Origin of the sequence: Saccharothrix luteola (assembly GCF_020859565.1) — a bacterium.
Classification (GTDB): domain Bacteria; phylum Actinomycetota; class Actinomycetes; order Mycobacteriales; family Pseudonocardiaceae; genus Actinosynnema; species Actinosynnema luteola.
The window spans coordinates 106,490-128,955 of sequence record NZ_JAJHUO010000030.1; the positions used below are offsets into that span (position 1 = coordinate 106,490).

Sequence of the window (22,466 nt, forward strand, 5' to 3'; positions counted from 1 at the left end):
CTAGATCTGGTGGGCGGGGTGGGTTTGGGGGGGTGGGGGGGGGGGGGGGGGGGGGGGCGGGGGCCCCGGGGCGGGCGGGGGGGGGCCCCGCACCACCACCGGACCGCGTCGACGGCGAGCGGCACACCGTCACCCTGATCACCGGCGACCGGGTCGTCGTCGCCGGCCACGCGCTCCTGTCGGTCACGCCGGGTCGGGACCGCGACGGCATCACGTTCCACCGGTTCCTGCGCGACGGCCGCTTGCACGTCATCCCGCGCGACGTCGCCCGGCCGCTCGCCGACGGCAAGCTGGACCTGCGGCTGTTCGACGTGACCGGGCTCGTGGACGCGGGCTACGACGACGCGCGCCGCGACACCGTGCCCTTGATCATCACCGGCGACCAGCCGCGCACCGGCGGCGTCCAGGTCACCCGCGCGCTGCCCACCATCGGTTCGGTGGCCGCGCGCACCGCGAAGTCCGAGGCCGGCACGGCGTTCCAGGGCCTGGTGAACGACCCGGGCGTGCGGAAGATCTGGTTGGACGGCATCCGCAAGCCCAGCCTCGACCGCTCGGTCGCCCAGATCGGCGCGCCGACGGCGTGGCAGGCCGGGTACACCGGCAAGGGCGTGAAGGTCGCCGTGCTCGACAGCGGTGTGGACCAGACGCACCCCGACCTGGTCGGCCGCGAGGTCGTCGAGCGCAACTTCACCGAAGACCCCGACAACAGCGACCTGGTCGGCCACGGCACGCACGTCGCCGCCACGGTCGCGAGCGCGGGCGAGAAGTACCGGGGTGTCGCGCCGGACGCGCAGATCCTCGACGGCAAGGTGTGCTCGTTGAACTGCGCCGAGTCCTGGATCGTCGACGGCATGCAGTGGGCCGCCGACCAGGGCGCCGACGTGATCAACATGAGCCTCGGCGGCACGGACACCCCGGACGTCGACCCGCTGGAGCAGGCCATCGAGACCCTGTCCGCGCGGACCGGCACCCTGTTCGTGGTCGCGGCGGGCAACTCCGGCCGCCCCGAGACGCTGAGCTCGCCGGCCAGCGCGGACGCGGCGCTCGCCGTCGGCGCGGTCGAGCGGGACGACGCCATCGCGGACTTCTCCAGCCGAGGACCCCGCGTCGGCGACGGCGCGCCGAGGCCCGACATCACCGCGCCCGGCGTGGACATCGTCGCGGCCAAGTCCGGCACCGGCCGGATCGGCACACCGGTGGGAGACAAGCACGTCGCCGTGTCGGGCACGTCCATGGCCACACCGCACGTGGCGGGCGCGGCGGCGTTGATCGCCCAGCAACACCCCGACTGGAACGGCGCGCAGATCAAGGCCGCGCTCATGGCCTCCGCCAAGCACAACCCGGCGCTCACCGCGTTCGACCAGGGCACCGGCCGCGTCGACCTCACCAAGGCCATCACCACCACGGTGACCGCCGACCCGCCGTCGCTCGCCCTCGGCCTGCAGCAGTGGCCGCACGACGACGACGTCGCCACCAGCAAGGAGTTCGCCCTCCGCAACACCGGCACGCAGCCGGTCACGCTGGACCTCGCGATCGACGCGAAGGGCCCCGGCGGCGCGCCCGTGCCGGCCGGCGTGTTCACCGTCAGCCCCGCCACGGTCACCGTGCCCGCGGGTGGCGAGGCGAAGGCCACCGTCACCGCAGACACCAAGGCGGCGACCGTCGACGGCGCGTACAGCGGCACGGTCGTGGCCTCCGGCGGCGGCGTAGAGCTGCGCGTGCCGGTCGGCGTGAACCGCGAGGTCGAGAGCTACGACGTCACGTTCGAGTTCATCGACGCGGAGGGCAGGCCCGCGGTCGACTACTTCGCGTTCGTCATCGGCCTGGACAACGACAAGGTCCTCTTCCCGAGCGGTGACGGCGGGAAGGCCACCGCCCGGCTGCCCGTCGGCGAGTACCTGGTCGTGAACGAGGTGCTGACCGACGGGACGAAGGCCGCCGTGCTGCCGCAGCCCAGCCTGCGGGTCAACCGCGACACCACGTCGGTCGTCGCGGACGCCCGGAGGGCGAAACCGGTCTCCATCACCTTCCCCGACCCGCGGGCCGAGGCGCCGCTCGGCGACCTGCTGCTCACCCGCAGCCGTGACGGCAGGCTGGTGGCCGCCATCGGCGGGGTGTACGCGGGCGGCTTCGGCAACGTGTCGATCGGGCACCTCGGCCCCGAGCTGCCCGCCGAGGACTTCTCCGTGCTGGTGAACACGCACGCCACCGGCACACCGGTCGGCGCCACCCCGGTGACCTACCGGTTCGCGTGGGTCGAGCGCGGCCGGGCGCCCACGGGTTTCGTCCGCGCGCCGACCAAGCGGGAACTGGCCGAGGTGCGGTCGGAGTTCGCCGCCGGTCCGGCGGGCAAGGAGCACCGCTTCGCGGGCTTCCCCGTGCTACCGGGCGGGCTGGGCGGTCTCGGCGTCGAGGCCGCGGTGACCGCGCCGGGTCGGTCCCTCGACTACGCCACCACGGCACCGGGCGTCGAGTGGGCGTGGTCGCTCGCGCAGTTCGGGTCAGGAGGGATCGAGGCGCAACTGGACTCGCCGCTGCGGACGCACCAGCCGGGGCGCACGTACCACCAACGGTTCAACCGCCCGGTGTTCGGGCCGGCCATGCCCGCCGCGCCGTTCCCGTACCTGGCCAGGTCCGGTGACCTGGTCGACTTCTCCCTGCCGCTGTTCGGCGACCGGGACGGCAACTCCGGCCGGTCGGTGACGTCGTCGGCGCGGACCACGTTGCTGCGCAACGGGACCGTGGTCGGTGAGACGGGCGAGCCGGCCGCCGGTCGGTTCCTCGTGCCGCCGGGGGCGGCGGACTTCCGCGTCGAGGCGGAGGGCGTGCGCGCGCCGGGCGTCTCGGAGTTCTCCACGGCGGTCAGCGGTGCGTGGACGTTCCGCTCGGACACCGTCACGGGTGACCGGTTCGCGCCGCTGCCGTTGACCGTGGTCCGGTTCACGCCCGCGCTCGACGCGAACGGCGTCGCGCCCGCCGGCCGGGTGCTGCGGGTGCCGCTCGTGGTCGAGCAGCAGCCGGGCGCGGCCAACGGCCGGGTCGACCGGGTCGCCGTCGAGGTGTCGTTCGACGACGGCAAGTCGTGGTCGTCGGCGGCGGTGGTCGGGCGCACCGCCTTCGTGCGCAACCCCGCGACGGCCGGGGACGCCTCGTTGCGCGTCAAGGGCTCCGATCGCAACGGCAACACGTTCGAGCAGACCGTGATCCGGGCCTACCGGATCGGTTGAGCACGGTCGTGTGACGAGAGGGGGCGTTCGCTCGATCGGATGCCCCCTCTCGCGAACTATCGACGGTGAGTGAGCACCAACTGACCCATTCGAGGGGTTAACTTCCCACAAAGAGACGCTGTCTTCACCCTGACGGGTGGATAGCGTCGAAGTCGTTGGGGGGCTTCGACTGTTCCGGTACTCCGCCGCACCGTGAGCCGGCGGTGCCTTCCGACTGCGCGCGTTTCCGCAGCGCGACAACCAGATTCGGGAGGTATCTGCGTTGACGTCGAGATCACGAAGGCTCGGGGCCGGGTGGGCGGCCACCGTCCTCGCCGCCGGGCTCACGGCAGGCGCGGCAACGGGGGTTGCCGCCGCCACACCGGAGCGGCACGACCGGCCCGCCGGGCACACGCCGGCGACCGTCACCCTCATCACGGGCGACAAGGTCCTGCTCACCGGACCCACGTCCGGCTCGCTCCAGGCCGGCCCCGGCCGCGAGCGGGTCGTCTTCCACACGTTCCACCGGGACGGCAACCTGCACGTGGTGCCGGCCGACGCCGCCGCGGCGGTGGCCACCGGCAAGCTGGACCTGCGCCTGTTCGACGTGACCGGGCTGGTCGAAGCCGGTTACGACGACGCGCGCCGCGACACGCTGCCGCTGATCATCACCGGCGACCAGCCGCGTGCCGGCGGCGTCCACGTCACCCGCGCGCTGCCCACCGTCGGCGCGGTCGCCGCGCGGACCGCGAAGGCCGACGCCGGCACGACGTTCCAGGCCCTGGTGAACGACCCGGGCGTGCGGAAGGTCTGGCTCGACGGCCTGCGCCAACCGAGCCTCGACCGCTCCACCGCCCAGATCGGCGCGCCGACCGCGTGGCAGGCCGGGCACACCGGCAAGGGCGTCAAGGTCGCGGTCCTCGACGGCGGCGTCGACGGCACGCACCCCGACCTGACGGGCAAGGAGGTCGCGGAGCAGAACTTCACCGAGGACCCCGACGCCACCGACGTGGACGGCCACGGCACGCACGTCGCCGCGACCATCGCCAGCTCCGGGACCGAGTACCGGGGCGTCGCGCCGGACGCGCAGATCCTCGACGGCAAGGTGTGCATCCTCCAGGGCTGCGCCGAGTCGTGGATCCTCGGCGGCATGCAGTGGGCCGTCGACCAGGGCGCCGACGTGGTCAACCTGAGCCTGGGCGGCAACGACTCACCCGGCCTCGACCCGCTGGAAGAAGCCGTGAACACGCTGTCCGCCCAGAGCGGCACGCTGTTCGTGATCGCCGCGGGCAACGCGGGCCGTCCCGGGACGGTCGGCTCACCGGGCAGCGCCGACGCCGCGCTCACCGTCGGCGCGGTCGAGCGCGACGACACCATCGCGTACTTCTCCAGCCGCGGCCCCCGCGTCGGCGACGGCGCGGTCAAGCCCGACATCACCGCGCCGGGCGTGGACATCGTCGCGGCGAAGGCCGCCACCGGCAGCATCGGCACGCCCGTGGACGAGAACCACGTGGCGCTGTCCGGCACCTCCATGGCCACGCCGCACGTCGCGGGCGCGGCGGCGTTGATCGCCCAGCAGCACCCGGACTGGACGGGCGCGCGGATCAAGGCCGCGCTCATGGCCTCGGCCAAGCACAACCCGGCGCTGACGGCGTTCGACCAGGGCGCGGGCCGGGTCGACCTGGCCAAGGCCATCACCGCCTCGGTGACGACGGACCCCGTCAGCCTCTCCATGGGCGTCCAGCAGTGGCCGCACACCGACGACACGCCGGTCGCCAAGGAGCTGACCTACCGCAACAGCGGCGCCGCGCCGGTCACCTTCCCGGTGTCCGTCGACGCCAAGGGCCCGGACGGCAAGCCCGCGCCCGCGGGCATGTTCACCGTCGCACCGGCCACCGTCACCGTGCCCGCCGGCGGTGAGGCCAAGGTGACCGTCACCGCCGACACCAAGGTCGGCGCGGTCGACGGCGCGTTCTCCGGCACGGTCGTCGCCGGTGACGTCCTGCGCACGCCGGTGGCCGTCGACCGCGAGGTCGAGAGCTACGACCTCACCGCGACGTTCCTCGACGCCGACGGCCAGGCGCCCAGCAGTTACACCGGCACCCTGATGGGCGTGGACAACGACACGTTCACGTTCCTCGAGGACACCGACAACACCGTGACCACCCGCCTGCCCAAGGGCGAGTACATGGTGTCCGCCACGGTGGTCACCGGTGACGTGGCGGACGGCCGGATCGCCGTGCTGCCGCAGCCCTCGTTGACGGTCACCGGGACCGCCACCCTCACCTTCGACGCCCGCGCCGCCAAACCCTTCAAGATCACACCGCCCGACCCGGACGCGGTGGCGATGATCGGCGACATCGGCTTCGACCGCACGGTCGGCGACCGGCGAACCGGGTACGGCGTAGCGTTCTTCGACGGGTTCCCGGAGCACATGACGGTCGCCCACAGCGGTCCGGAACTGCCCGCCGACCAGCTCGAAGTCATGATCGGCGCCCAGTACGAGGGCAAGCCGGTCGACGGCGCGCACGTCGCCTACCGGTTCGCGTGGATCGAGCACGGCCGGGTGCCCACCGGGTTCGTCCGCGCGCCCGCCAAGCGCGAGCTGGCCGAGGTCCGGACGAAGTTCGGCCCCGGCCCCGCCGCCGACGAGTTCATCCACGGCGGCAGCGCGATCGGTCCGAGCGGCTCCGGTGGCTGGTCCGTGCTGTTCCCGGTGAAGCCGGGCAGCACCGCGATCGACTACGTCGCCACCGCCGACCTCAAGTGGATCTGGCGGTTCGCCCAGCTCCAGGGCGAGTTCGACTTCGTCGCGGACTACCAGTCGCCCGACCGCACCTACCGGCCCGGCGAGCGCGGCCGGGAGAGCTTCAACTTCCCGGTCTACGGTCCCGGTCTGCCCGTGTCGCGCTTCGAGTACCTCTCCCGGATCGACGATCACATCCTCGTGCAGGTGCCGTTGCTCAACGACGGCGCGAACAACCTGGGCGGGTCCGCCTACGAGACCGCGCGCACCGCGCTCTACCGCGACGGGACCAAGATCGGCGAGGTCGCGGAGCCGCGCGGGCAGTTCACCGTGCCCGGTGGCGCGGCGGACTACCGCGCGGAGGTCGACGTCGTCCGGGCGCCGGGCATCTCCGAGCTGAGCTCGCGGGTCACCGGCGCGTGGACGTTCCGCTCGGACACCGTGCCCGCCGGTGAGCTCCGCAAGCTGCCGATCTCGGTCGTGCGGTTCACTCCCGAGCTCGACGCGAACGGCGGCGCGCCCGCCGGACGCGTGCTGCGCATCCCGCTGACCGTGCAGCAGCAACAGGGCGCCGACCACGGCCGCGTGCGCAAGGTCGAGGTCGAGGTGTCGTTCGACGACGGCAAGACGTGGTCCAAGGTGCCCGTCGTCGGTGGCGCGGCGCTCGTGCGCAACGCCGACCGGGCGGGCTTCGCGTCCTTGCGCGCCAAGGGCTCGGACAGCTCGGGCAACACGTTCGAGCACTCGGTGATCCGGGCCTACCGGCTCACCCGGTAACCGCGGACCGGTGCGGAGGGGCGTCCGAGTTCGGGCGTCCCTCCGCCCGGGTCACCACGTGTCCTTGCGGTAGATCGAGCCACCTTCGTCCGGGTCGTCGTCCACCGGCGGGCGGCGCGCGGGTGGCGGCGGCTGCTGCTGGAACGGCTGCGGCGGGGGCGGCGGCTGGGGGTGGTTCCGCACCGGCTGCTGGAACGTCCGGGGCGGCTGCTCGTACTGCTGCGGCCCACCAGGTCCACCCGGTCCCGGCCCCGGCCCACCCGGTCCGGGCATCCCCGGCACGACTGGCGGCGTCGGGCCGAGGCCCAGCTCGGCGGGGTCGATCGAGCTGTCCTCCAACAGCGGCGCGGCCAGCGCCTGCACCTGCTTCGACGCCTCCGCCGACGCCTGGAACACCAGGTTCAGCAGGTTCGCGGCCAGCTCGCGGCCGTTGCGCAGGGCCCGGTCGTCGATGCGCAGGTCGACCAGTTGGCCGTTCGCGGTCACGGTCGCGGTCAGCAACCCGTCACCGGACTTCCTGGTCACCCGCAGCCCGGCCAGCTGCCCCTGCAGTTCGCCCGCCTGCTGCTGCTTCTGCTCGGCGAGTTCGGTGATCCGCGCCAGCTTCTGTTCGAGATCTTCTCGCATCGCGCCCTCGATCCGCTGTACTACTGTCTGCCGCAGGCTAGTGCACCGAACGGCGGCGCAATTCGCGATCCGGTGGAACCAGAGCGTGATCGCGACCGTCCGAGGGTTCGATATCGGGGAGGTGGCGCGATGACGGCGAAGTTCGACGTCAAGCTCGACGGCATCCTGGAGTTCGCGGGCACGTCGGTCCGCCGGGGAGACCGGTTCGACCAGGTCATGGCCGCTCTGGAGGCCGCCAAGGTCGGCCGCGAGTCGTTCGGCAAGATGCCGTCCAGCGGCGACATCCACGCCTCGTACGAAGAGCGCGTGACCTCGACCATGAACGATCTCAAGGAATGCGCCGAGGCCATGCGCGACATCGCCGAATCGGTGCGCGACACCGCCGAGGACTACCAGGGCGTCGACGGCGGAATCGGAGAGATCCTCACAGACATCGTCCAAGGCCTCGAAGGTCTGACGATTCCGAAGGTGGGCGGATGAGTCCCAGCACGACCGTCGAGGTCAACAACAAGATCGAGACTTTCCTGAACGGCTGCCCCGGCCCGGTCCAGGGCATCATCCGGCCGCTGCTGAACCCGTTCCTGGAAGCCATCGACTGGGTCGCGGGCGATCCGGACGACCTGATCCGCGCGGCCGACGCATGGGAGAAGGCCGCCACCGACATCCGCGCGATCGTGTCGGACGAGGCGAGCGCCCGGCAGGCCGTCAGCGGCGTGTGGCAGGGCCCGGCGGCGGACAAGTTCAACGGCAGGCTGACCGAGATCGAGGAGCAGATCGACCAGCTCGCCCAGAACGTCCAGGACACGTCCGGGATGCTGGTCGAGGCCGCCAAGGGCTGCGTCGACTCGGCGAACCTGATCATCGACCTCGTCATCGACCTGATCATGATGTTGGTGACCGACCTGCTGGTGAGCCTCGCGCTCTCGGTGGTCAGCTTCGGCGCGTCGCTGGCCGCCGGCGCCGCCGCGGCCGCCGCCAAGGCCGCGGCCACCCTCGGCAAGGTCTTCAAGATCGTGAAGAAGCTGGCCGACCTGCTGATGAAGCTCTCGAACATGCTGCGCAAGCTGGCCGACGCCGCCAAGGCGTACAAGGCGGGCTTGAAGGCGATCAAGGCGCTGAAGAAGGCAGCGGGCACGTTCAGCAAGGAAGGCATCGCGCTCGGCGTGGCCAAGTCGATCTACACCGCGCCGGTGCGCATCCCGCTGGGCCAGGTGCTGGGCGAATCGGTGCCGGGCGGACCGGCGGGCGGCCTGTTCAACATGGGCAAGGACGTCTACAACTACGCGACCGACGACGACTGATGGTCGACGACCTCAAGGTGTGGGGGGACGACGCGCGGCGCGCGTTGGCCCCCGGTGAGGCCCTGCTCGCGATCACGTCCGTCGGCGTGGCCTACGGCGCGCGCGGCGGGGCCGAACCGGACTTCTGGACCACGCCGGCGGGTCGGGTCGCCGACCGGGTGAACCGGGCCGTGCCGGAGCCGAAGGGCTGGGTCGGCAAGGCGTTGGCCGGGGTCGGCGGGGTGGCGTTCGCGTCGCCGTCGCTCGACCTGCCGGGCGAGTTCCCGGAGAGCTGGATCGGCGGGCGCACGTGCTACGGCCCCGTCGGGTCACTGGCCAGGCAGCTCGAAGCGGTCGTGACCGGGCACAGCTTCTTCGCCGTGACGTCGCAGCGGGTCGTCGCCCTGGTCAACGCCGACGACCGGATGACCGTGGCCTGGGCGATGCCGCGCGACGTCGTGGCGGCGGCCAGGCGCCGTCCCCGGCTGCTCGCGCGGGGACGGTTCGGCCTGGTGTTCCGGGACGGCTCGTGGATCGTGCTCGGCACGTTCGGCGCGCACGTCGGCAGCGCCCACGCCCAGCGCGTCGTCGCCGCCCTTACGGCAGGTTCGTGACCAGCTCGGCGGCCGGCACGCGGGTCCCGGTGTAGAACGGGATCTCCTCGCGCACGTGGCGCCGCGCCTCCGTGCCGCGCAGGTGCCGCATGAGGTCGACGATGCGGTGCAGCTCGTCGGCCTCGAACGCCAGCATCCACTCGTAGTCGCCCAGCGCGAACGACGCGACCGTGTTCGCCCGCACGTCCGGGTAGTCCCGCGCCTCCTTGCCGTGGTCGGCGAGCATGCGGCGGCGGTCCTCCTCCGGCAGCAGGTACCACTCGTAGGACCGCACGAACGGGTACACGCACACGTACTTGCGCGCTTCCTCGCCCGCCAGGAACGCCGGGATGTGGCTGCGGTTGAACTCGGCGGGCCGGTGCAGCGCGACCTGGCTCCACACCGGGGTGGACACGCGGCCGACCGCGGTGCGGCGGAACCCCGTGTAGGCCTGCTGGACCTGCTCGATCTCCTCGGCGTGCCACCAGATCATGTAGTCGGCGTCCGCGCGCAGGCCCGCCACGTCGTACACGCCGCGCACCACCACGCCCTTGGACTCCAGGCCGTCCAGGTACTCCTGCGCCTCGGAGGCCGCCGGACCGCGGTCGTCGGGCAGGCGACCGGGCTCCACCCGGAAGACCGACCACATGGTGTAGCGGATGGTGTCGTTGAGTTCGTTGTAGTTCAGGCGGGCCATGGCCCAATCCTCTCACTCAGCCGGCGCGGGGCAGCACGTGAGCGGCGACACGCGCGGCGGCGGCGTCCCCGGTCGCGATGCACGCGGGGATGCCGACGCCGTGCAGCGTGGCACCCGCCACGGCCAGGCCCGGTACCGCGCCGACGGCGTCCTCGATGCCCCCGACGAGGTCCAGGTGGCCGACGCCGTACTGCGGCAGGCCGCCGCCCCAGCGGGTGACCACGGCGTCGATCGGCTGGGCCGTGACGCCGGTCAGCTCGCGCAGGTCGTGCCGGACGGCCGCGATCAGCTCGCCGTCGTCGCGCTGCAACAGGTGCGCCTCGCCGTGCCTGCCGACGCTGCCGCGCACCAGCACCGGCTCGCCGGCCAGGTGCGCCCACTTGCGGCTGGAGAAGGTGAACGCCTTCGCGGTGAACGGCACCCCGTCGGCTGCCCGCTCGTCCTCGGCCAGCAGCACGCCGGACCGCTCGGGCAGCTCGGTGCCGGGCGGCAGGGCCAGCGCCACCACCGCCATCGACGCCAGCTCGACCTCGGCGTAGCGGCGGGCCGCGGCGGGCACGACGTCGGCGAGCAGCTTGCGCGCGGCGGGCGCGGGCACGGCGAGCACCACACCGTCCACGTCCAGGTGCTCAGGCGCGGCGGCGGAGCCGATCTCCAGCCGCCACCCGTGCTCGCGGCGGACCAGGGCGCGCACCGGCAGGCCGAGCCTGACCTCGGCCGCCTCCGCCAGACGATCGACCAACGTCGACAGGCCGTCGCGCAGCGTGCCGAAGACCGGCGGTCGGGCGACACCCGGCCGGGGTGGCGCGGGAATCGTGGTCGCGGCGGCGGCCAGCAGCGAACCGACGCCCGAGTCGAGCGCGCGGGCCAGCTGCGGCATGGTCGCGCGCAGTCCGAGCACGTCGGTGCGGCCGGCGTAGACACCGCCGAGCAGCGGCCCGACCAGGCGGTCGCCGACCTCGGGGCCGAACCGCTCGCGCAGCAGCGCGCCGACGGAGACGTCCGCGCCGTCCAGCCGGATCGGCGGCAGGTCGGGTTCCGCGGCGACCCGGCGTTGGCCCTCGTGCGACAACACCTGGCGCACGGCGTCGACCGACGCGGGGACACCCATGAGGGTGTGCGCGGGGATGGGGCGGGTGTCGCCGGCGGCGTGGATGCTCGCGGCGACCTTCGCGGGGTGCACGAGCTGGTCGGCCAGGCCCAGTTCGGCGACCAGCGCGGTGGCCTCGGGGCGGCGGTGCAGGAACGCCTCCGCGCCCACGTCGTAGGCGCGCCCGCCGACCTCGGCGGTGCGCAGCTTGCCGCCAAGCCGGTCGGACTGCTCGACCACGGTGATCACGGCCCGGGGACCGAGCAGGTGGCGCAGCCGGTGCGCGGCGGCGAGGCCGGAGATCCCGCCCCCGACCACCGCCACCCGCGGCGCTCTCATGCGGCCCGGTGGACCAGCTCGACGGCCCGGGTGATCACGTCCGGGTCGGTGTCGGGCAGCACGCCGTGGCCGAGGTTGAAGATGTGCCCGGCGGCGGCCCGGCCCTCGCGCTTGATCCGCTCGATCTCGCGTTCCAGCGCGGGCAGGCCCGCGAACAGCAGCGCGGGGTCGAGGTTGCCCTGGACCACCGGCTTCGGCAGGTCCGGCGCGGCCCGCACCAGCCGCTCGACCGCCACGTCCAGCGGCGTGCGCCAGTCGACGCCGACCACGTCCGCGCCCGCCTCGCGCATCGCGGGCAGCAGCTCGCCCGTGCCGACGCCGAAGTGGATGCGCGGCACGCCGCTGACGCTCTGGAGCACCCTCGCCGAGTGCGGCAGGACGAACTCGCGGTAGTCGCGCTCGGACAGCGCGCCCGCCCACGAGTCGAACAGCTGGACCGCCTTCACGCCCGCGCGCACCTGCACCCGCAGGAACTCGGCGGTGATGCCCGCCAGCCGGTCCAGCAACGCGTGCCACAGGTGCGGGTCGCCGTGCATGAGCGCCTTGGTGCGCTCGTGGTTCTTGCTCGGGCCGCCTTCGACCAGGTAGGAGGCCAGGGTGAACGGCGCGCCGGCGAAGCCGATCAGCGGCACGTTCCCGAGCTTGGCGTTGAGCAGCCCGATCGCGTCGGCCACCGGGCGCACCTGCTCCTCGTGCAGCTCGGGGATGGCCTTGACGTCGGATTCCGTCGAGATCGGCTTGGCCACCACCGGACCGGTGCCCGGCACGATGTCCAGGTCGACGCCCGCGGCCTTGAGCGGCACGACGATGTCGGAGAACAGGATCGCGCCGTCCACGTCGTGGCGGCGCACCGGCTGGAGGGTGATCTCGCAGACCATCTCCGGGTCCATGCAGGCGTCCAGCATCGCGGTGCCTTCGCGCAGCTTGCGGTACTCCGGCAGGGAGCGGCCCGCCTGGCGCATGAACCAGACCGGGGTGCGTGACGGCCTGCCGCCGCGCGCGGCGACGAGCAACGGGGCTTCGGTGATGTCGTTCATCTCGCCCTCCATGCTCCCACGGGCTGGGCGGTGGACGTCGTCGGGCGCGTCTTCGGGCGGGGTCTTCAGGCACGGCGTGCCGCGCTCACGTTCCGAGGTTTAGGGGCCTACAGTCCGTGGTGTGACGGAGCCCGAACTGTTCCAGCGGGCGGTGGCGACGCTCCGGTCGGTGCGAACCCGACCCGAACTGGAGTTGACCGAGGTGCGCCCGCCGCAACGGCTTGCGCCTTGGGCCTTCGCGCTGACCGCGGAGGTGACCGGGCCCGCCGACGAGCTGTCCTCGGGACGGCTCGTGCTGCTGCACGACCCGGACGGGGTCGAGGCGTGGTCGGGCGTGTTCCGGCTGGTCGCCTACGTGCGGGTCGAGCTGGACGCGGAACTGGCCGCCGACCCGCTGCTGCCCGAGGTCGGGTGGTCGTGGCTGGTGGAGGCGCTGGAGGTGGCCGGGGCGGAGTTCCTGGCGCTGGGCGGGACCGTCACGCAGACGTCGTCGGCGAGGTTCGGCGACATCGCCGGCCCGGCCCGCACGGACGACCTGGAACTACGCGCCTCCTGGACCGCCCGCACGGCCGACCTGGCCGCTCACGGCACGGCGTTCTACGACGTCATGGCCACCGCCGTGGGCCTACCCCCGGTCGGCGTGTCGACGTTGCGCTGACCGCGGCCACCGGTTGTCCACAGGCGCCATCCGTCCGCCCGAATCCGTCGGTGCCGGCCGGCAGAATAAAGACAGGGGTCCCCCGGCGGGGACCCCTGCGGCAGCGAGGCGGATCAGTCGTTGGCGCGGAGCACGCGCAGGGCGTTGAGACCGGCGAGCTTGGCGCAGTCGTCCTCGCTCCACCCCCGGTCCAGCAGGGCGCCGATCAGGTCCGGGTAGCAGGAGACGTCCTCCATGCCCTCCGGCAGGCTGCGCGTCCCGTCGTAGTCGCCGCCCAGGCCGATGTGGTCGATGCCGGCCACCTCACGGGCGTAATCCAAGTGGGCGATGACATCGTCCATGGTCACGCGCGGTGTTGGGCCGGCGGCCGGCCACGCGTCCGCGAACCGGTTGCGGGCGTCGAGGTCGTTGTGGTTCTCCCCCGCCGCCTCCATCGCGTCCTTGAGCCGGGCGTCCCAGTCGACGTAGGCCTGCGACAGGAACTGCGGCACGAACGTCACCATGCACACCCCGTCGTTGTCCCGCAGCCGCGCCAGCACGTCGTCCGGCACGTTGCGCGGGTGGTCGGCGACGGCGCGGCACGACGAGTGGCTGAAGACCACCGGCCGCGTCGAGACCTCCAGGGCGTCCCGCATGGTGGACGGCGCGACGTGCGACAGGTCGACCAGCATCCCGATGCGGTTCATCTCGCGGACCACGTCCCGCCCGAAGTCGGTCAGCCCGCCGTGCACGGGAGTGTCCGTCGCCGCATCCGCCCACGTCGTGTTCTCGTTGTGAGTGAGCGTCATGTACCGCACGCCGAGCCGCCGCAACGCGCGCAGCACGCCGAGCGAGCCGTTGACGCTGTGTCCGCCCTCCGCGCCGATCAGGGAGGCTATCCGCCCGTCCCGGAAGGCCCGTTCAGCCTCGTCGGCGGTGGTCGCGATGCGCAGGTGGTCGGGGTAGCGCGCGGCGAGGTCGTGCACCAGCTCGACCTGCTCCAGCACGGCGGTGACGGCTGCGTCGCCCGCCAGTTGGCAGGGCACCCAGACGGACCAGAACTGCATGCCCAACCGGCCGTCGCGCGCCCGGACCAGATCGGTCTGGAGAGCGGGCTGGCGCACCATCAGGTCGACGATCGAGACGGCCGCGGCCGGATCACCGGCCGTTGACTTTTCACCGAATTCACCCTCGGCGCCCAGCACGCGCAGCGCCCACGGCAGGTCGTTGTGCCCGTCGACCAGGGGCACCCGGGCCAGCAGTTCCTCGGCCCGGCCTCGACCTGTGGTGCTCGCCACCCGCAACTCCTTGATGTCGTCGTGAGAACCGCTCGCGTTACGTGCCCGATCGAGTTGTCAGCCGATCGTGTGACAGCGGGGGCCATCAGTGACAACTCATTCGGGATAGATACCCGATTGATCGTCCCGTAGACCCGCTTGGGCGGCTACGCTGCCCCAGACGACACCACTTTCGGTCGATCAGTGGCGCGGCTGATTGGACGAAAGTCCCGGTGCCGGTCGGGGGGCACGACCGACTCCAGGGAGGTAGTGACGTGGCTGCCGTCGGCTTAGGTCAGGCCGTTCGTACCACGCCAGCCGGCACGTTGCCGGCGAACATGGTCCCGCACCCGCGGGAGGAGCTTTTTTCAGTGCTGGTGGTCGACGACCACCCACTGCTGAGGGAGGCGATATCGGCTCGGCTCACCCAGATGGGAGCCGGGACAGTGCATGAGGCGGCTTCGGTTGCGGAGGCTCGGGCGCGGGCACTCGCTACCGGACCGTGCGACCTCGCGATCCTCGATCTGGGTCTGCCGGATGGCACCGGCATCGACCTGGTCACGGAACTCCGTGCCCAGGGCTGGCCCCGCATCGTGGTCCTCGCGTCCTCCGACGACCCCTACGCGGTCAGGTCGGCCTTCCAGGCAGGCGCTCAGGCGTACCTGCTGAAGTCCGCCTCGCCGATGGTGGTCACCGACGGGGTGCGCAGGGTCCTCGACGGCGGCGTCTACGCAGACCCGAGCGTCGCGCCCGTGCTCGCCGCGGGCACGAGGGTGCCGGGCACCGACAACACGCCGCGGGAGCTTTCCGCGCGTGAGGTCGAGGTCCTCCAGCTGGTCGCCGATGGCCAGAGCAACAAGGAAATCGGCGAGGCGCTCAGCCTTTCCGCGCTCACGGTGAAGTCTCACCTGTCGCGGATCGGACGCAAGCTGGGCACCGGGGATCGGGCTCAGATGGTGGCGCTGGCCATGCGTGCCGGCGTGATCCGCTGAGCAGGTCGGCACACTGAACCGGCCGAACACACCCGCGAGTGGTGCGTTCGTCGTAGGGTCTTCCGCCGTGGACGTACCCTCCGACGAGCCAACCGAACCAACCGGTGCTGATCCGGTGCCGCTGGTGGAACCCGCTGACGGCGTTCCGCCTGTCGTCGCCGACGCACCGTCGCGGCCGGGGGGGGGGGGGGGGGGCGCCCGGGCGGGGGGGGGGGGGGCGGGGGGCACCGTGCGGGGCGCCGGGCCCCCGCCCCGGGGGGGGGGGGGGGGGGGGGGGGGGGGGCCCCCCCCCCCGGGTCCGGTTGCGGTGGACACCGAGCGAGCCTCGGGATACCGCTACTCGCAACGCGCTTACCTGGTGCAACTGCGCCGGGAAGGTGCCGGGACCGTGCTGGTCGACCCGATCGCCCTCGGCGGTCGGCTCGATCCGCTGGTCCAGGCGCTGGACGGGACCGAGTGGGTGCTGCACGCGGCGTCGCAAGACCTGCCGTGCCTCGCCGAACTCGGGCTGCGTCCGAGCGTGTTGTTCGACACCGAGCTGGCGGGCAGGCTGGCCGGCTTCGAACGGGTGGCGCTGGGCACGCTCGTCGAGCGGTTGTTGGGCTACCGGTTGGAGAAGGGGCACGGCGCGGCCGACTGGTCGCGCCGCCCCCTTCCCGCCGATTGGCTGAACTACGCCGCCCTCGACGTCGAACTGCTGGTCGAGCTGCGTGACGTGCTCGAGCAGGAGCTCAAGCGGCAGGGGAAGCTGGAGTGGGCGCTCGAGGAGTTCGAGGCGGCCCGCACGGCGCCCCTGCCGCGTCCGCGCGCCGAACCGTGGCGGCGCACGTCGGGCATCCACCGGATCCGCAGTCCCCGGCAACTGGCCGCGGTGCGGGCCTTGTGGGAGGCGCGTGACGCGCTGGCCCGTGAGCGCGACATCGCGCCGGGTCGGGTGCTGCCGGACGCCGCGCTGGTCGACGCCGCGGTGAAGAACCCCTCCGACGAGGCGGCGCTGTTGGCGCTGCCCGTGTTCCGCGGACGTGCGCAACGGCGCATGGTCGGCGTGTGGCTCGGCGCGTTGCAACGTGCCGCCGCACTGCCCCGCAACGAGCTGCCGGAGCCGTCACAGCAGCACGACGGCCCGCCGCCCGCCAACCGTTGGGCGGACAAGGACCCGGTCGCGGCAGCGCGCCTGGCCGCCGCCAGGACCGCCCTGACGGCCGTGGCCGAGGCGAACACCCTGCCGGTGGAGAACCTGCTGCTGCCCGACCTCGTGCGGCGCACGTGCTGGCAGCCGCCGGCGGACGTCTCGCCCGAGGGCGTGGCCGCGGCCCTGCGCGACGGCGGCGCCCGCTCGTGGCAGATCGCCCTGACCGCCGACGTCCTCTCCGAGGCCCTGACCCAACCACCGACCTAACCGCGAGAGTCCTACCTCCAGCCCGCGAGAGTCCTACCTTCAGGGCCCGAGAGTCCTACGTTCAGACACCCTGAGTTGAACACTCAGGCGCGCCGGTCCATGCGCCGAACGTTGAATTCAGGGGCCGTGAACGTAGGACTCTCGCGCCGTGAAGGTAGGACTCTCGCGGGGTCTGGTCAGGTGTCGGTGCAGGGTTGGGTCGGGGGTTCGGTGGACTGGATGGTGCCGGACAGCTCGCGCCGGGCCAGCGCGCGCACCGCCGCCATGGCCGCGTCACCCAGCACGGTCCCCACGACGACGGCCTCCAACGACTCGTCCGCGGACCCCGCGCCCAGCACGTAGCCCAGATCGGCCTCGGCCAACGGCCGGGCGGCCGCGGCGAACCCGTCGAGCAGGTCCGCGAACCGCTCGTGCCCGACCTCGCGCGCCGTCGCCAGCACCCCCACCAGCGCCTTGTACGCGTACGACGTGGGGCGGCACACCCACCCCTGCCGCTCCAGGAACGCCTCGACCTGCTCGTGCGCGACCTCGTCCTCGCTGCCCAGGTCCGCCGGCGCCACCGCGGCCGAGATCGTGCCCATCGCCTTGTGCAGGGACCGCTCCGGGTCGTCCAACGCCCCCAGCACCTCCCGCACGGCCGCGATCGACAGCCCGCCCAGCTCCACCATCGCCCGCACGAGCCGCAGCCGGTGCAGGTGCCCGTCGGAGTACCTGGCCTGGTTGGGACTGGTCAGCTCACCGGCCGGGAGCAGCCCTTCCCGCAAGTAGAACTTGATCGTCGGCACGGGCACGCCGCTGCGACGGCTCAACTCGGCGATGCGCATCCCGCACGGCCCCTTCCTGAGGCGATCCTCAGCATGGATACTGTAACTATCCGATAGTAGAAAGTGCTGCTATCCATTTAGGAGTCGTCCATGACCCGCGCCCTGCGTTGGCACCTGCCGCTGATGCTGTTCTCCCTGCTGATGGCCGCCCTGACGGCCGTCTCACTGGTCGGCCTGGTCGTCGACGACCGGATCCTGGTCGGGTCACCGATCTGGTTCAAGCCGTTCAAGTTCGCCGTCTCCCTCGGCCTCTACGCCGTCACGCTGGCGTGGATGCTCACCCTGGTCACGAGGTTCCGCCGGGTCGGCTGGTGGGCCGGTACGGTCATCGCGCTCGCCTCCGCCGCCGAGATGGCGATCATCGTGGGCCAGGTGCTGCGGGGCGCCCGGAGCCACTTCAACGTCGGCACCCCGTTCGACGAACTGCTGTGGGACATCATGACCTACAGCATCCTGACGCTCTGGATCATGCACGCGGTGATCGCCGTGACCTTGCTGTTCACCAGGTTCCGCGACCGCGCCACCGGGCTCTCCATCCGACTCGGCCTGCTCCTCGCCCTCGTCGGCCTCGGCCTCGGCACCCTCATGACCGGCCGGGCGGACGACGAGGACGTCGCCGCGGGCATCGTGGGCGCGCACAGCGTCGGCGTGCGCGACGGCGGCCCCTACATGCCGTTGACGGGCTGGAGCACCGAGGGCGGCGACCTCCGCGTGCCGCACTTCGTCGGCATCCACGCCCTGCAGGTCATCCCGCTGGCCGTGGCGCTGTTCGGCCGGCGCGCGACCCCGAAGCTCGCCTGGGGCCTGACCGTCGGCTACGCGGGCCTGATGGCCCTGGTCACGTGGCAGGCGCTGCGCGGGCAGCCGCTGCTGCGCCCCGACCTGCTCACCGCGCTGGGCGCGCTGGCCGTGGCGACCTGGACCGCCGCGGTGATCGCGAGGACCCTGCGGACGACCGACACGACCGACGACCAGAAGGAGGTCGTGCACGCATGACCGGGTTCCTCTTCCAGATCACGTTCTGGCTCACCGTCCCGTTCTGGGGCCTGATGATCTTCGCGCCGACGTCCGCCCTCACGAACCGGATCGTCTCGTCCCCGTTGATCGCGGTGCCGCCGCTGGTCGTCTACACGGTCCTGGTCGCCGCGCACCTGCCGGAGTTGTGGGCGACGATGAGCAGTCCGAACCTGGACACGCTGAGGGAGTTCCTGGCCACCGCGTGGGGCGCCTCGGCGGTCTGGGCGCAGGTGATCGCGTGGGACCTGCTGATCGGCGCGTGGATGCACCGGGAGGGCCGCCGCCTGGGGCTGCACCCGCTGCTCATGGGCCCGCTGCTGGTGCTGACGATCGTCCTGTCCCCGTTCGGGTTCGGGCTGTTCCTGGCCATCCGGGCGTTCTGTGACCGACCCGACAGGGCGACCACGGTGGTTACCGGCCAGTAACAGGGGCTAGAGTTGTGTTACCGATCGGTAGGAGTCGCGCCCGACCGCTCGGGCGAATCGTCACCACAAGCGGAGGAGACGCCGTGGCCGCACCAGTAGCGCCGGCACGCGTTCGGAACGTGGTCTTCGTGGACGGCGTGCGCACGCCGTTCGGCAAGGCCGGCCCCAAGGGAATCTTCGCGGAGACCCGTGCCGACGACCTGGTCGTCAAGGTGATCCGCGAGCTGCTGCGCCGCCACCCCGGGCTGCCGCCGGAGCGGGTCGACGAGGTGGCCATCGCCGCCACCACGCAGATCGGCGACCAGGGCCTGACCATCGGCCGCACCGCCGCGCTGCTCGCGGGCCTGCCCAAGTCGGTGCCCGGCTACGCCATCGACCGCATGTGCGCGGGCGCGATGACGGCCGTGACGACGTCGGCCAGCGGCATCGCGTTCGGCGCGTACGACGTGGTGATCGCCGGCGGCGTGGAGCACATGGGCCACCACCCGATGGGCGAGGGCGTCGACCCCAACCCGCGGTTCCTGTCGGACAAGATCGTGGACCCGTCCGCGCTCGTCATGGGTTCGACGGCGGAGAACCTGCACGACCGGTTCCCGCACATCACCAAGGAGCGCACGGACGCGTACGCGGCGGCGTCGCAGGCCAAGTACGCCGACGCGGTGAAGAACGGCAAGATCGGGCCGGAGCTGGTGCCGGTCGCGACCCGTTCGGCGGAGAACGGCTGGGGCCTGGCCACCGCCGACGAGCCGCCCCGCCCGGGCACCACGGTCGAGGACCTGGCGAAGCTCAAGACGCCGTTCCGCCCGCACGGCCGGGTCACCGCGGGCAACGCGGCCGGCCTGAACGACGGCGCGACCGGCTGCATCCTGGCCGAGGAGGAGACCGCGCGCGAGCTCGGCCTGCCGGTCGGCATGCGCCTGGTCGGCTACTCGTTCATGGGCGTCGAGCCCGAGGTCATGGGCGTCGGCCCGGTGCCGGCCACCGAGAAGGCGCTGAAGCGCGCGGGCCTGTCCATCGAGGACATCGGCCTGTTCGAGATCAACGAGGCGTTCGCCGTGCAGGTGCTCGCCTTCCTCGACCACTTCGGCATCGCCGACGACGACCCGCGGGTCAACCAGTGGGGCGGCGCGATCGCCACCGGCCACCCGCTGGCGTCCTCGGGCGTGCGCCTGATGACCCAGCTTTCGCGGCAGTTCGCCGAGCGCCCCGACGTGCGCTACGGCATCACCACCATGTGCATCGGCATCGGCATGGGCGGGACTGTCATCTGGGAGAACCCGCACTGGAACGGAGCAGCCAAGTGACCACGTTGACCGCTGACGAGGCCAAGGCCCTGTTCCCCGACGAGGTCGTGACCCACGCCCGCACCAAGCTGATCACGGTGCCCGGGCTGGCCGGCCAGGTCGCCCTGATCACCATCGACAACGGCCACGACCACACCCGGCCGTCCACGTTCGGCCCGCAGTCGCTGGTGAGCCTGAGCGCGGCGTTCGACGAGGCCGCGGCGGCGAACCCGGCGGCGATCGCGGTCACCGGCAAGCCGTTCGTCTTCGCCGTGGGCGCGGACCTGACGGCCGTGGAGGGCGCGTCCGAGCGCTCGCAGGCCGTGACGATCGGTCAGCTGGGCCACGACGTGTTCCGCAAGTTCACCGAGTCGTCCGTGCCGACCTTCGCGTTCGTCAACGGCGCGGTGATGGGCGGCGGCCTGGAGCTGGCGCTGTCGTGCCACTACCGGACGCTGGCGTCCAACGCGGCGGCCATCGCGCTGCCCGAGGTGTTCCTCGGCCTGTTCCCGGGCTGGGGCGGCACGCAGCTGCTGCCGAACCTGATCGGCGCGCACGACGCGGTCACCGTGATCTTCGAGAACGCGTTGAACCAGAACAAGATGCTCAACCCGAAGCAGGCGCTCGACCTGGGCATCGCGGACGTGCTGTTCGACTCGGCGGACTACCTGGAGCAGTCGCTGCTGTGGCTGGCCTCCGTGGTGCGCGGCGACGTCGTGCCCGCTCGTCGTGAGATCGACCGCGGTGCGGGCTGGGACGCCGCCGTGGCCCGGGCCCGGGCGATCGTCGAGGGCAAGACCAAGGGCGCGGCGCCGGGTGCGCTGAAGGCGTTGGAGCTGCTGGAACTGGCTCGTGCCAACGACTTGGACGCCGGGTACGCGGCGGAGACCGAGGCGCTGGCGGACGTCGTGATGAGCGACGAGCTGCGGGCCGGGCTGTACTCGTTCAACCTGGTGCAGAAGCGGGCCAAGCGGCCGGCCGGGGCGCCGGACAAGTCGTTGGCGCGCAAGGTCACCAAGGTCGGCATCGTCGGCGCGGGCCTGATGGCGTCGCAGATGGCGCTGCTGTTCGCGCGGCGGCTGGAGGTGCCGGTGGTGCTCACCGACATCGACCAGGCGCGCGTGGACAAGGGCGTCGGGTACGTGCACGGCGAGATCGACAAGCTGCTGGGCAAGGGCCGGGTGTCGGCGGACAAGGCGAACCGGCTCAAGGCCTTGGTGAGCGGCTCGTTGGACAAGGCGGCGTTCTCGGACGCGGACTTCGTCATCGAGGCAGTGTTCGAGGACCTGGGCGTGAAGCAGAAGGTGTTCGCCGAGGTCGAGGAGTTCGTCTCGGCGGAGGCCGTGCTGGCGACCAACACGTCGTCGCTGTCGATCACCGAGATGGCGTCGGGCCTCAAGCACCCCGAGCGGGTCGTGGGCTTCCACTTCTTCAACCCGGTCGCGATCATGCCGCTGCTGGAGATCGTGCGCGCCGGGCAGACCGACGACGCGACGTTGGCGACCGCGTTCGCGGTGGGCAAGCAGCTGAAGAAGTCGTCCGTGCTGGTGAAGGACGCCCCGGCGTTCGTGGTGAACCGGCTGCTCACCCGCTTCATGGGCGAGGTCGTGAAGTCGATCGACGAGGGCACGCCGTTCGAGGTCGCGGACAAGGCCACCGAGCCGCTGGGCCTGCCGATGTCGCCGCTGATCCTGCTGCAGCTCGTCGGCCCCGCCGTCGCGCTGCACGTGGCGGAGACGATGAACGCCGCCTTCCCCGACCGGTTCGGCGTGTCGGAGAACATGAAGGCGTTCGTGAAGGCCGGCAAGACCGCCGTGTACCAGTGGGATTCGTCGGGCAAGCAGAGCGTCGACCCCGAGGTGCAGGACTTGTGGTCGTTCGGCGACAAACCGCTGACCGGTGACGAGGTCTTCGCGCGTGCGCTGGAGGCGTTGGCCGAGGAGATCCGGATCATGCTCGACGAGGGCGTGGTGGCGGAGGCGCAGGACATCGACCTGTGCATGATCCTGGGCGCCGGCTGGCCGTTCTGGCTGGGCGGCATCACCCCCTACCTGGACCGTTCGGGCATCTCGGAGAAGGTGACGGGCAAGCGCTTCCTGGCGCCCGGCGTCGCCTCCGTGCCTGCCTGACCCCCGATCCCCGCGCCCCGGTTGCTCTCGCAGCCGGGGCGCGGTGCTTTCTGCGAACCTCAACACCACCCGCCGCCCGCAGCGTCGCATG

The 22,466-nt window shown here is 72.2% G+C and carries 18 protein-coding genes; 12 read left to right on the top strand and 6 right to left on the bottom strand.

Annotation, left to right across the window (positions count from 1 at the left end):
- The first annotated feature begins 32 nt into the window (after window positions 1-32).
- Both LNK82_RS35850 and LNK82_RS35855 read left to right on the top strand, forming a co-directional pair.
- Entirely contained in the window at window positions 33-3,227 is a 3,195-nt protein-coding gene (locus LNK82_RS35850; protein WP_230571372.1) for a S8 family serine peptidase, read from the top strand.
- Between the two features lie 262 nt (window positions 3,228-3,489).
- Entirely contained in the window at window positions 3,490-6,729 is a 3,240-nt protein-coding gene (locus LNK82_RS35855) for a S8 family serine peptidase (RefSeq protein ID WP_230571373.1), read from the top strand.
- 51 nt (window positions 6,730-6,780) lie between these two features.
- Here LNK82_RS35855 and LNK82_RS35860 read toward each other — a convergent pair whose 3' ends face one another.
- Window positions 6,781-7,356, bottom strand: a complete 576-nt coding sequence (locus tag LNK82_RS35860; RefSeq protein WP_230571374.1) for a YbaB/EbfC family nucleoid-associated protein — start codon at window positions 7,354-7,356, stop codon at window positions 6,781-6,783.
- Window positions 7,357-7,485: 129 nt separating this feature from the next.
- Here LNK82_RS35860 and LNK82_RS35865 point away from each other — a divergent pair, with 129 nt between their 5' ends.
- The 3 genes from LNK82_RS35865 to LNK82_RS35875 are packed head-to-tail and all read left to right on the top strand — an operon-like array spanning window position 7,486 to window position 9,250.
- Window positions 7,486-7,836 (top strand): hypothetical protein, encoded by a 351-nt coding sequence (locus tag LNK82_RS35865; protein WP_230571375.1) that lies wholly within the window; start codon window positions 7,486-7,488, stop codon window positions 7,834-7,836.
- The gene (locus tag LNK82_RS35870; RefSeq protein WP_230571376.1) at window positions 7,833-8,657 is read left to right on the top strand and encodes a WXG100 family type VII secretion target; all 825 of its coding nucleotides are present in this window, start codon (window positions 7,833-7,835) and stop codon (window positions 8,655-8,657) included. The genes LNK82_RS35865 and LNK82_RS35870 overlap by 4 nt, the downstream gene beginning before the upstream one ends.
- On the top strand, window positions 8,657-9,250 hold the full coding sequence (locus LNK82_RS35875) for a hypothetical protein (RefSeq protein WP_230571377.1): 594 nt from the start codon (window positions 8,657-8,659) through the stop codon (window positions 9,248-9,250). The genes LNK82_RS35870 and LNK82_RS35875 overlap by 1 nt, the downstream gene beginning before the upstream one ends.
- On the opposite strand, the gene hemQ is transcribed toward LNK82_RS35875, so the two are convergent.
- From hemQ to hemE, 3 genes are read right to left on the bottom strand one after another with little or no spacing between them, the layout of a single operon-like run.
- The gene (gene hemQ, locus LNK82_RS35880; protein ID WP_230571378.1) at window positions 9,234-9,926 is read right to left on the bottom strand and encodes a hydrogen peroxide-dependent heme synthase; all 693 of its coding nucleotides are present in this window, start codon (window positions 9,924-9,926) and stop codon (window positions 9,234-9,236) included. The two genes, LNK82_RS35875 and hemQ, sit on opposite strands and share 17 nt — an antisense overlap.
- A 16-nt stretch (window positions 9,927-9,942) precedes the next feature.
- On the bottom strand, window positions 9,943-11,355 hold the full coding sequence (hemG, locus tag LNK82_RS35885) for a protoporphyrinogen oxidase (protein WP_230571379.1): 1,413 nt from the start codon (window positions 11,353-11,355) through the stop codon (window positions 9,943-9,945).
- Window positions 11,352-12,404 carry a uroporphyrinogen decarboxylase gene (hemE, locus tag LNK82_RS35890; protein ID WP_230571380.1) on the bottom strand — a complete coding sequence of 351 codons (1,053 nt, stop codon included), beginning with the start codon at window positions 12,402-12,404 and terminating at the stop codon, window positions 11,352-11,354. Before hemE ends, hemG begins: the two co-directional genes overlap by 4 nt.
- A 109-nt stretch (window positions 12,405-12,513) precedes the next feature.
- Here hemE and LNK82_RS35895 point away from each other — a divergent pair, with 109 nt between their 5' ends.
- Window positions 12,514-13,050 carry a DUF3000 domain-containing protein gene (locus tag LNK82_RS35895; protein ID WP_230571381.1) on the top strand — a complete coding sequence of 179 codons (537 nt, stop codon included), beginning with the start codon at window positions 12,514-12,516 and terminating at the stop codon, window positions 13,048-13,050.
- A gap of 113 nt (window positions 13,051-13,163) precedes the next feature.
- Here the strand turns inward: LNK82_RS35895 and LNK82_RS35900 are convergent, their stop codons facing one another.
- On the bottom strand, window positions 13,164-14,327 hold the full coding sequence (locus LNK82_RS35900; RefSeq protein ID WP_230571382.1) for a dipeptidase: 1,164 nt from the start codon (window positions 14,325-14,327) through the stop codon (window positions 13,164-13,166).
- Between the two features lie 254 nt (window positions 14,328-14,581).
- Here LNK82_RS35900 and LNK82_RS35905 point away from each other — a divergent pair, with 254 nt between their 5' ends.
- A complete protein-coding gene (locus LNK82_RS35905) occupies window positions 14,582-15,298 on the top strand; it encodes a response regulator (protein WP_053718177.1) in 717 nt (238 codons plus the stop codon).
- A 67-nt stretch (window positions 15,299-15,365) separates the two neighbouring features.
- A complete protein-coding gene (locus LNK82_RS35910) occupies window positions 15,366-16,697 on the top strand; it encodes an HRDC domain-containing protein (protein WP_230571383.1) in 1,332 nt (443 codons plus the stop codon).
- 176 nt (window positions 16,698-16,873) lie between these two features.
- Here LNK82_RS35910 and LNK82_RS35915 read toward each other — a convergent pair whose 3' ends face one another.
- The gene (locus LNK82_RS35915; RefSeq protein ID WP_230571384.1) at window positions 16,874-17,521 is read right to left on the bottom strand and encodes a MerR family transcriptional regulator; all 648 of its coding nucleotides are present in this window, start codon (window positions 17,519-17,521) and stop codon (window positions 16,874-16,876) included.
- 90 nt (window positions 17,522-17,611) lie between these two features.
- Between LNK82_RS35915 and LNK82_RS35920 the strand changes: the two genes are divergently transcribed.
- The 4 genes from LNK82_RS35920 to LNK82_RS35935 all read left to right on the top strand — a co-directional run bounded on the left by LNK82_RS35920 (window position 17,612) and on the right by LNK82_RS35935 (window position 22,375).
- A complete protein-coding gene (locus tag LNK82_RS35920) occupies window positions 17,612-18,517 on the top strand; it encodes a hypothetical protein (RefSeq protein ID WP_230571385.1) in 906 nt (301 codons plus the stop codon).
- Entirely contained in the window at window positions 18,514-18,963 is a 450-nt protein-coding gene (locus LNK82_RS35925) for an ABA4-like family protein (RefSeq protein WP_230571386.1), read from the top strand. Before LNK82_RS35920 ends, LNK82_RS35925 begins: the two co-directional genes overlap by 4 nt.
- An 83-nt stretch (window positions 18,964-19,046) precedes the next feature.
- On the top strand, window positions 19,047-20,267 hold the full coding sequence (locus tag LNK82_RS35930; protein WP_230571387.1) for a thiolase family protein: 1,221 nt from the start codon (window positions 19,047-19,049) through the stop codon (window positions 20,265-20,267).
- Window positions 20,264-22,375 carry a 3-hydroxyacyl-CoA dehydrogenase NAD-binding domain-containing protein gene (locus tag LNK82_RS35935; protein WP_230571388.1) on the top strand — a complete coding sequence of 704 codons (2,112 nt, stop codon included), beginning with the start codon at window positions 20,264-20,266 and terminating at the stop codon, window positions 22,373-22,375. The genes LNK82_RS35930 and LNK82_RS35935 overlap by 4 nt, the downstream gene beginning before the upstream one ends.
- Window positions 22,376-22,466 lie beyond the last annotated feature (91 nt).

Coding starts and splice junctions, on each gene's coding strand:
- LNK82_RS35860 (WP_230571374.1), bottom strand. CDS start 7,356: ATGCGAGAAGATCTCGAACAGAAGCTGGCGCGGATCACCGAACTCGCC.
- LNK82_RS35865 (WP_230571375.1), top strand. CDS start 7,486: ATGACGGCGAAGTTCGACGTCAAGCTCGACGGCATCCTGGAGTTCGCG.
- LNK82_RS35870 (WP_230571376.1), top strand. CDS start 7,833: ATGAGTCCCAGCACGACCGTCGAGGTCAACAACAAGATCGAGACTTTC.
- LNK82_RS35875 (WP_230571377.1), top strand. CDS start 8,657: ATGGTCGACGACCTCAAGGTGTGGGGGGACGACGCGCGGCGCGCGTTG.
- hemQ (WP_230571378.1), bottom strand. CDS start 9,926: ATGGCCCGCCTGAACTACAACGAACTCAACGACACCATCCGCTACACC.
- hemG (WP_230571379.1), bottom strand. CDS start 11,355: ATGAGAGCGCCGCGGGTGGCGGTGGTCGGGGGCGGGATCTCCGGCCTC.
- hemE (WP_230571380.1), bottom strand. CDS start 12,404: ATGGAGGGCGAGATGAACGACATCACCGAAGCCCCGTTGCTCGTCGCC.
- LNK82_RS35915 (WP_230571384.1), bottom strand. CDS start 17,521: ATGCGCATCGCCGAGTTGAGCCGTCGCAGCGGCGTGCCCGTGCCGACG.
- LNK82_RS35920 (WP_230571385.1), top strand. CDS start 17,612: ATGACCCGCGCCCTGCGTTGGCACCTGCCGCTGATGCTGTTCTCCCTG.
- LNK82_RS35925 (WP_230571386.1), top strand. CDS start 18,514: ATGACCGGGTTCCTCTTCCAGATCACGTTCTGGCTCACCGTCCCGTTC.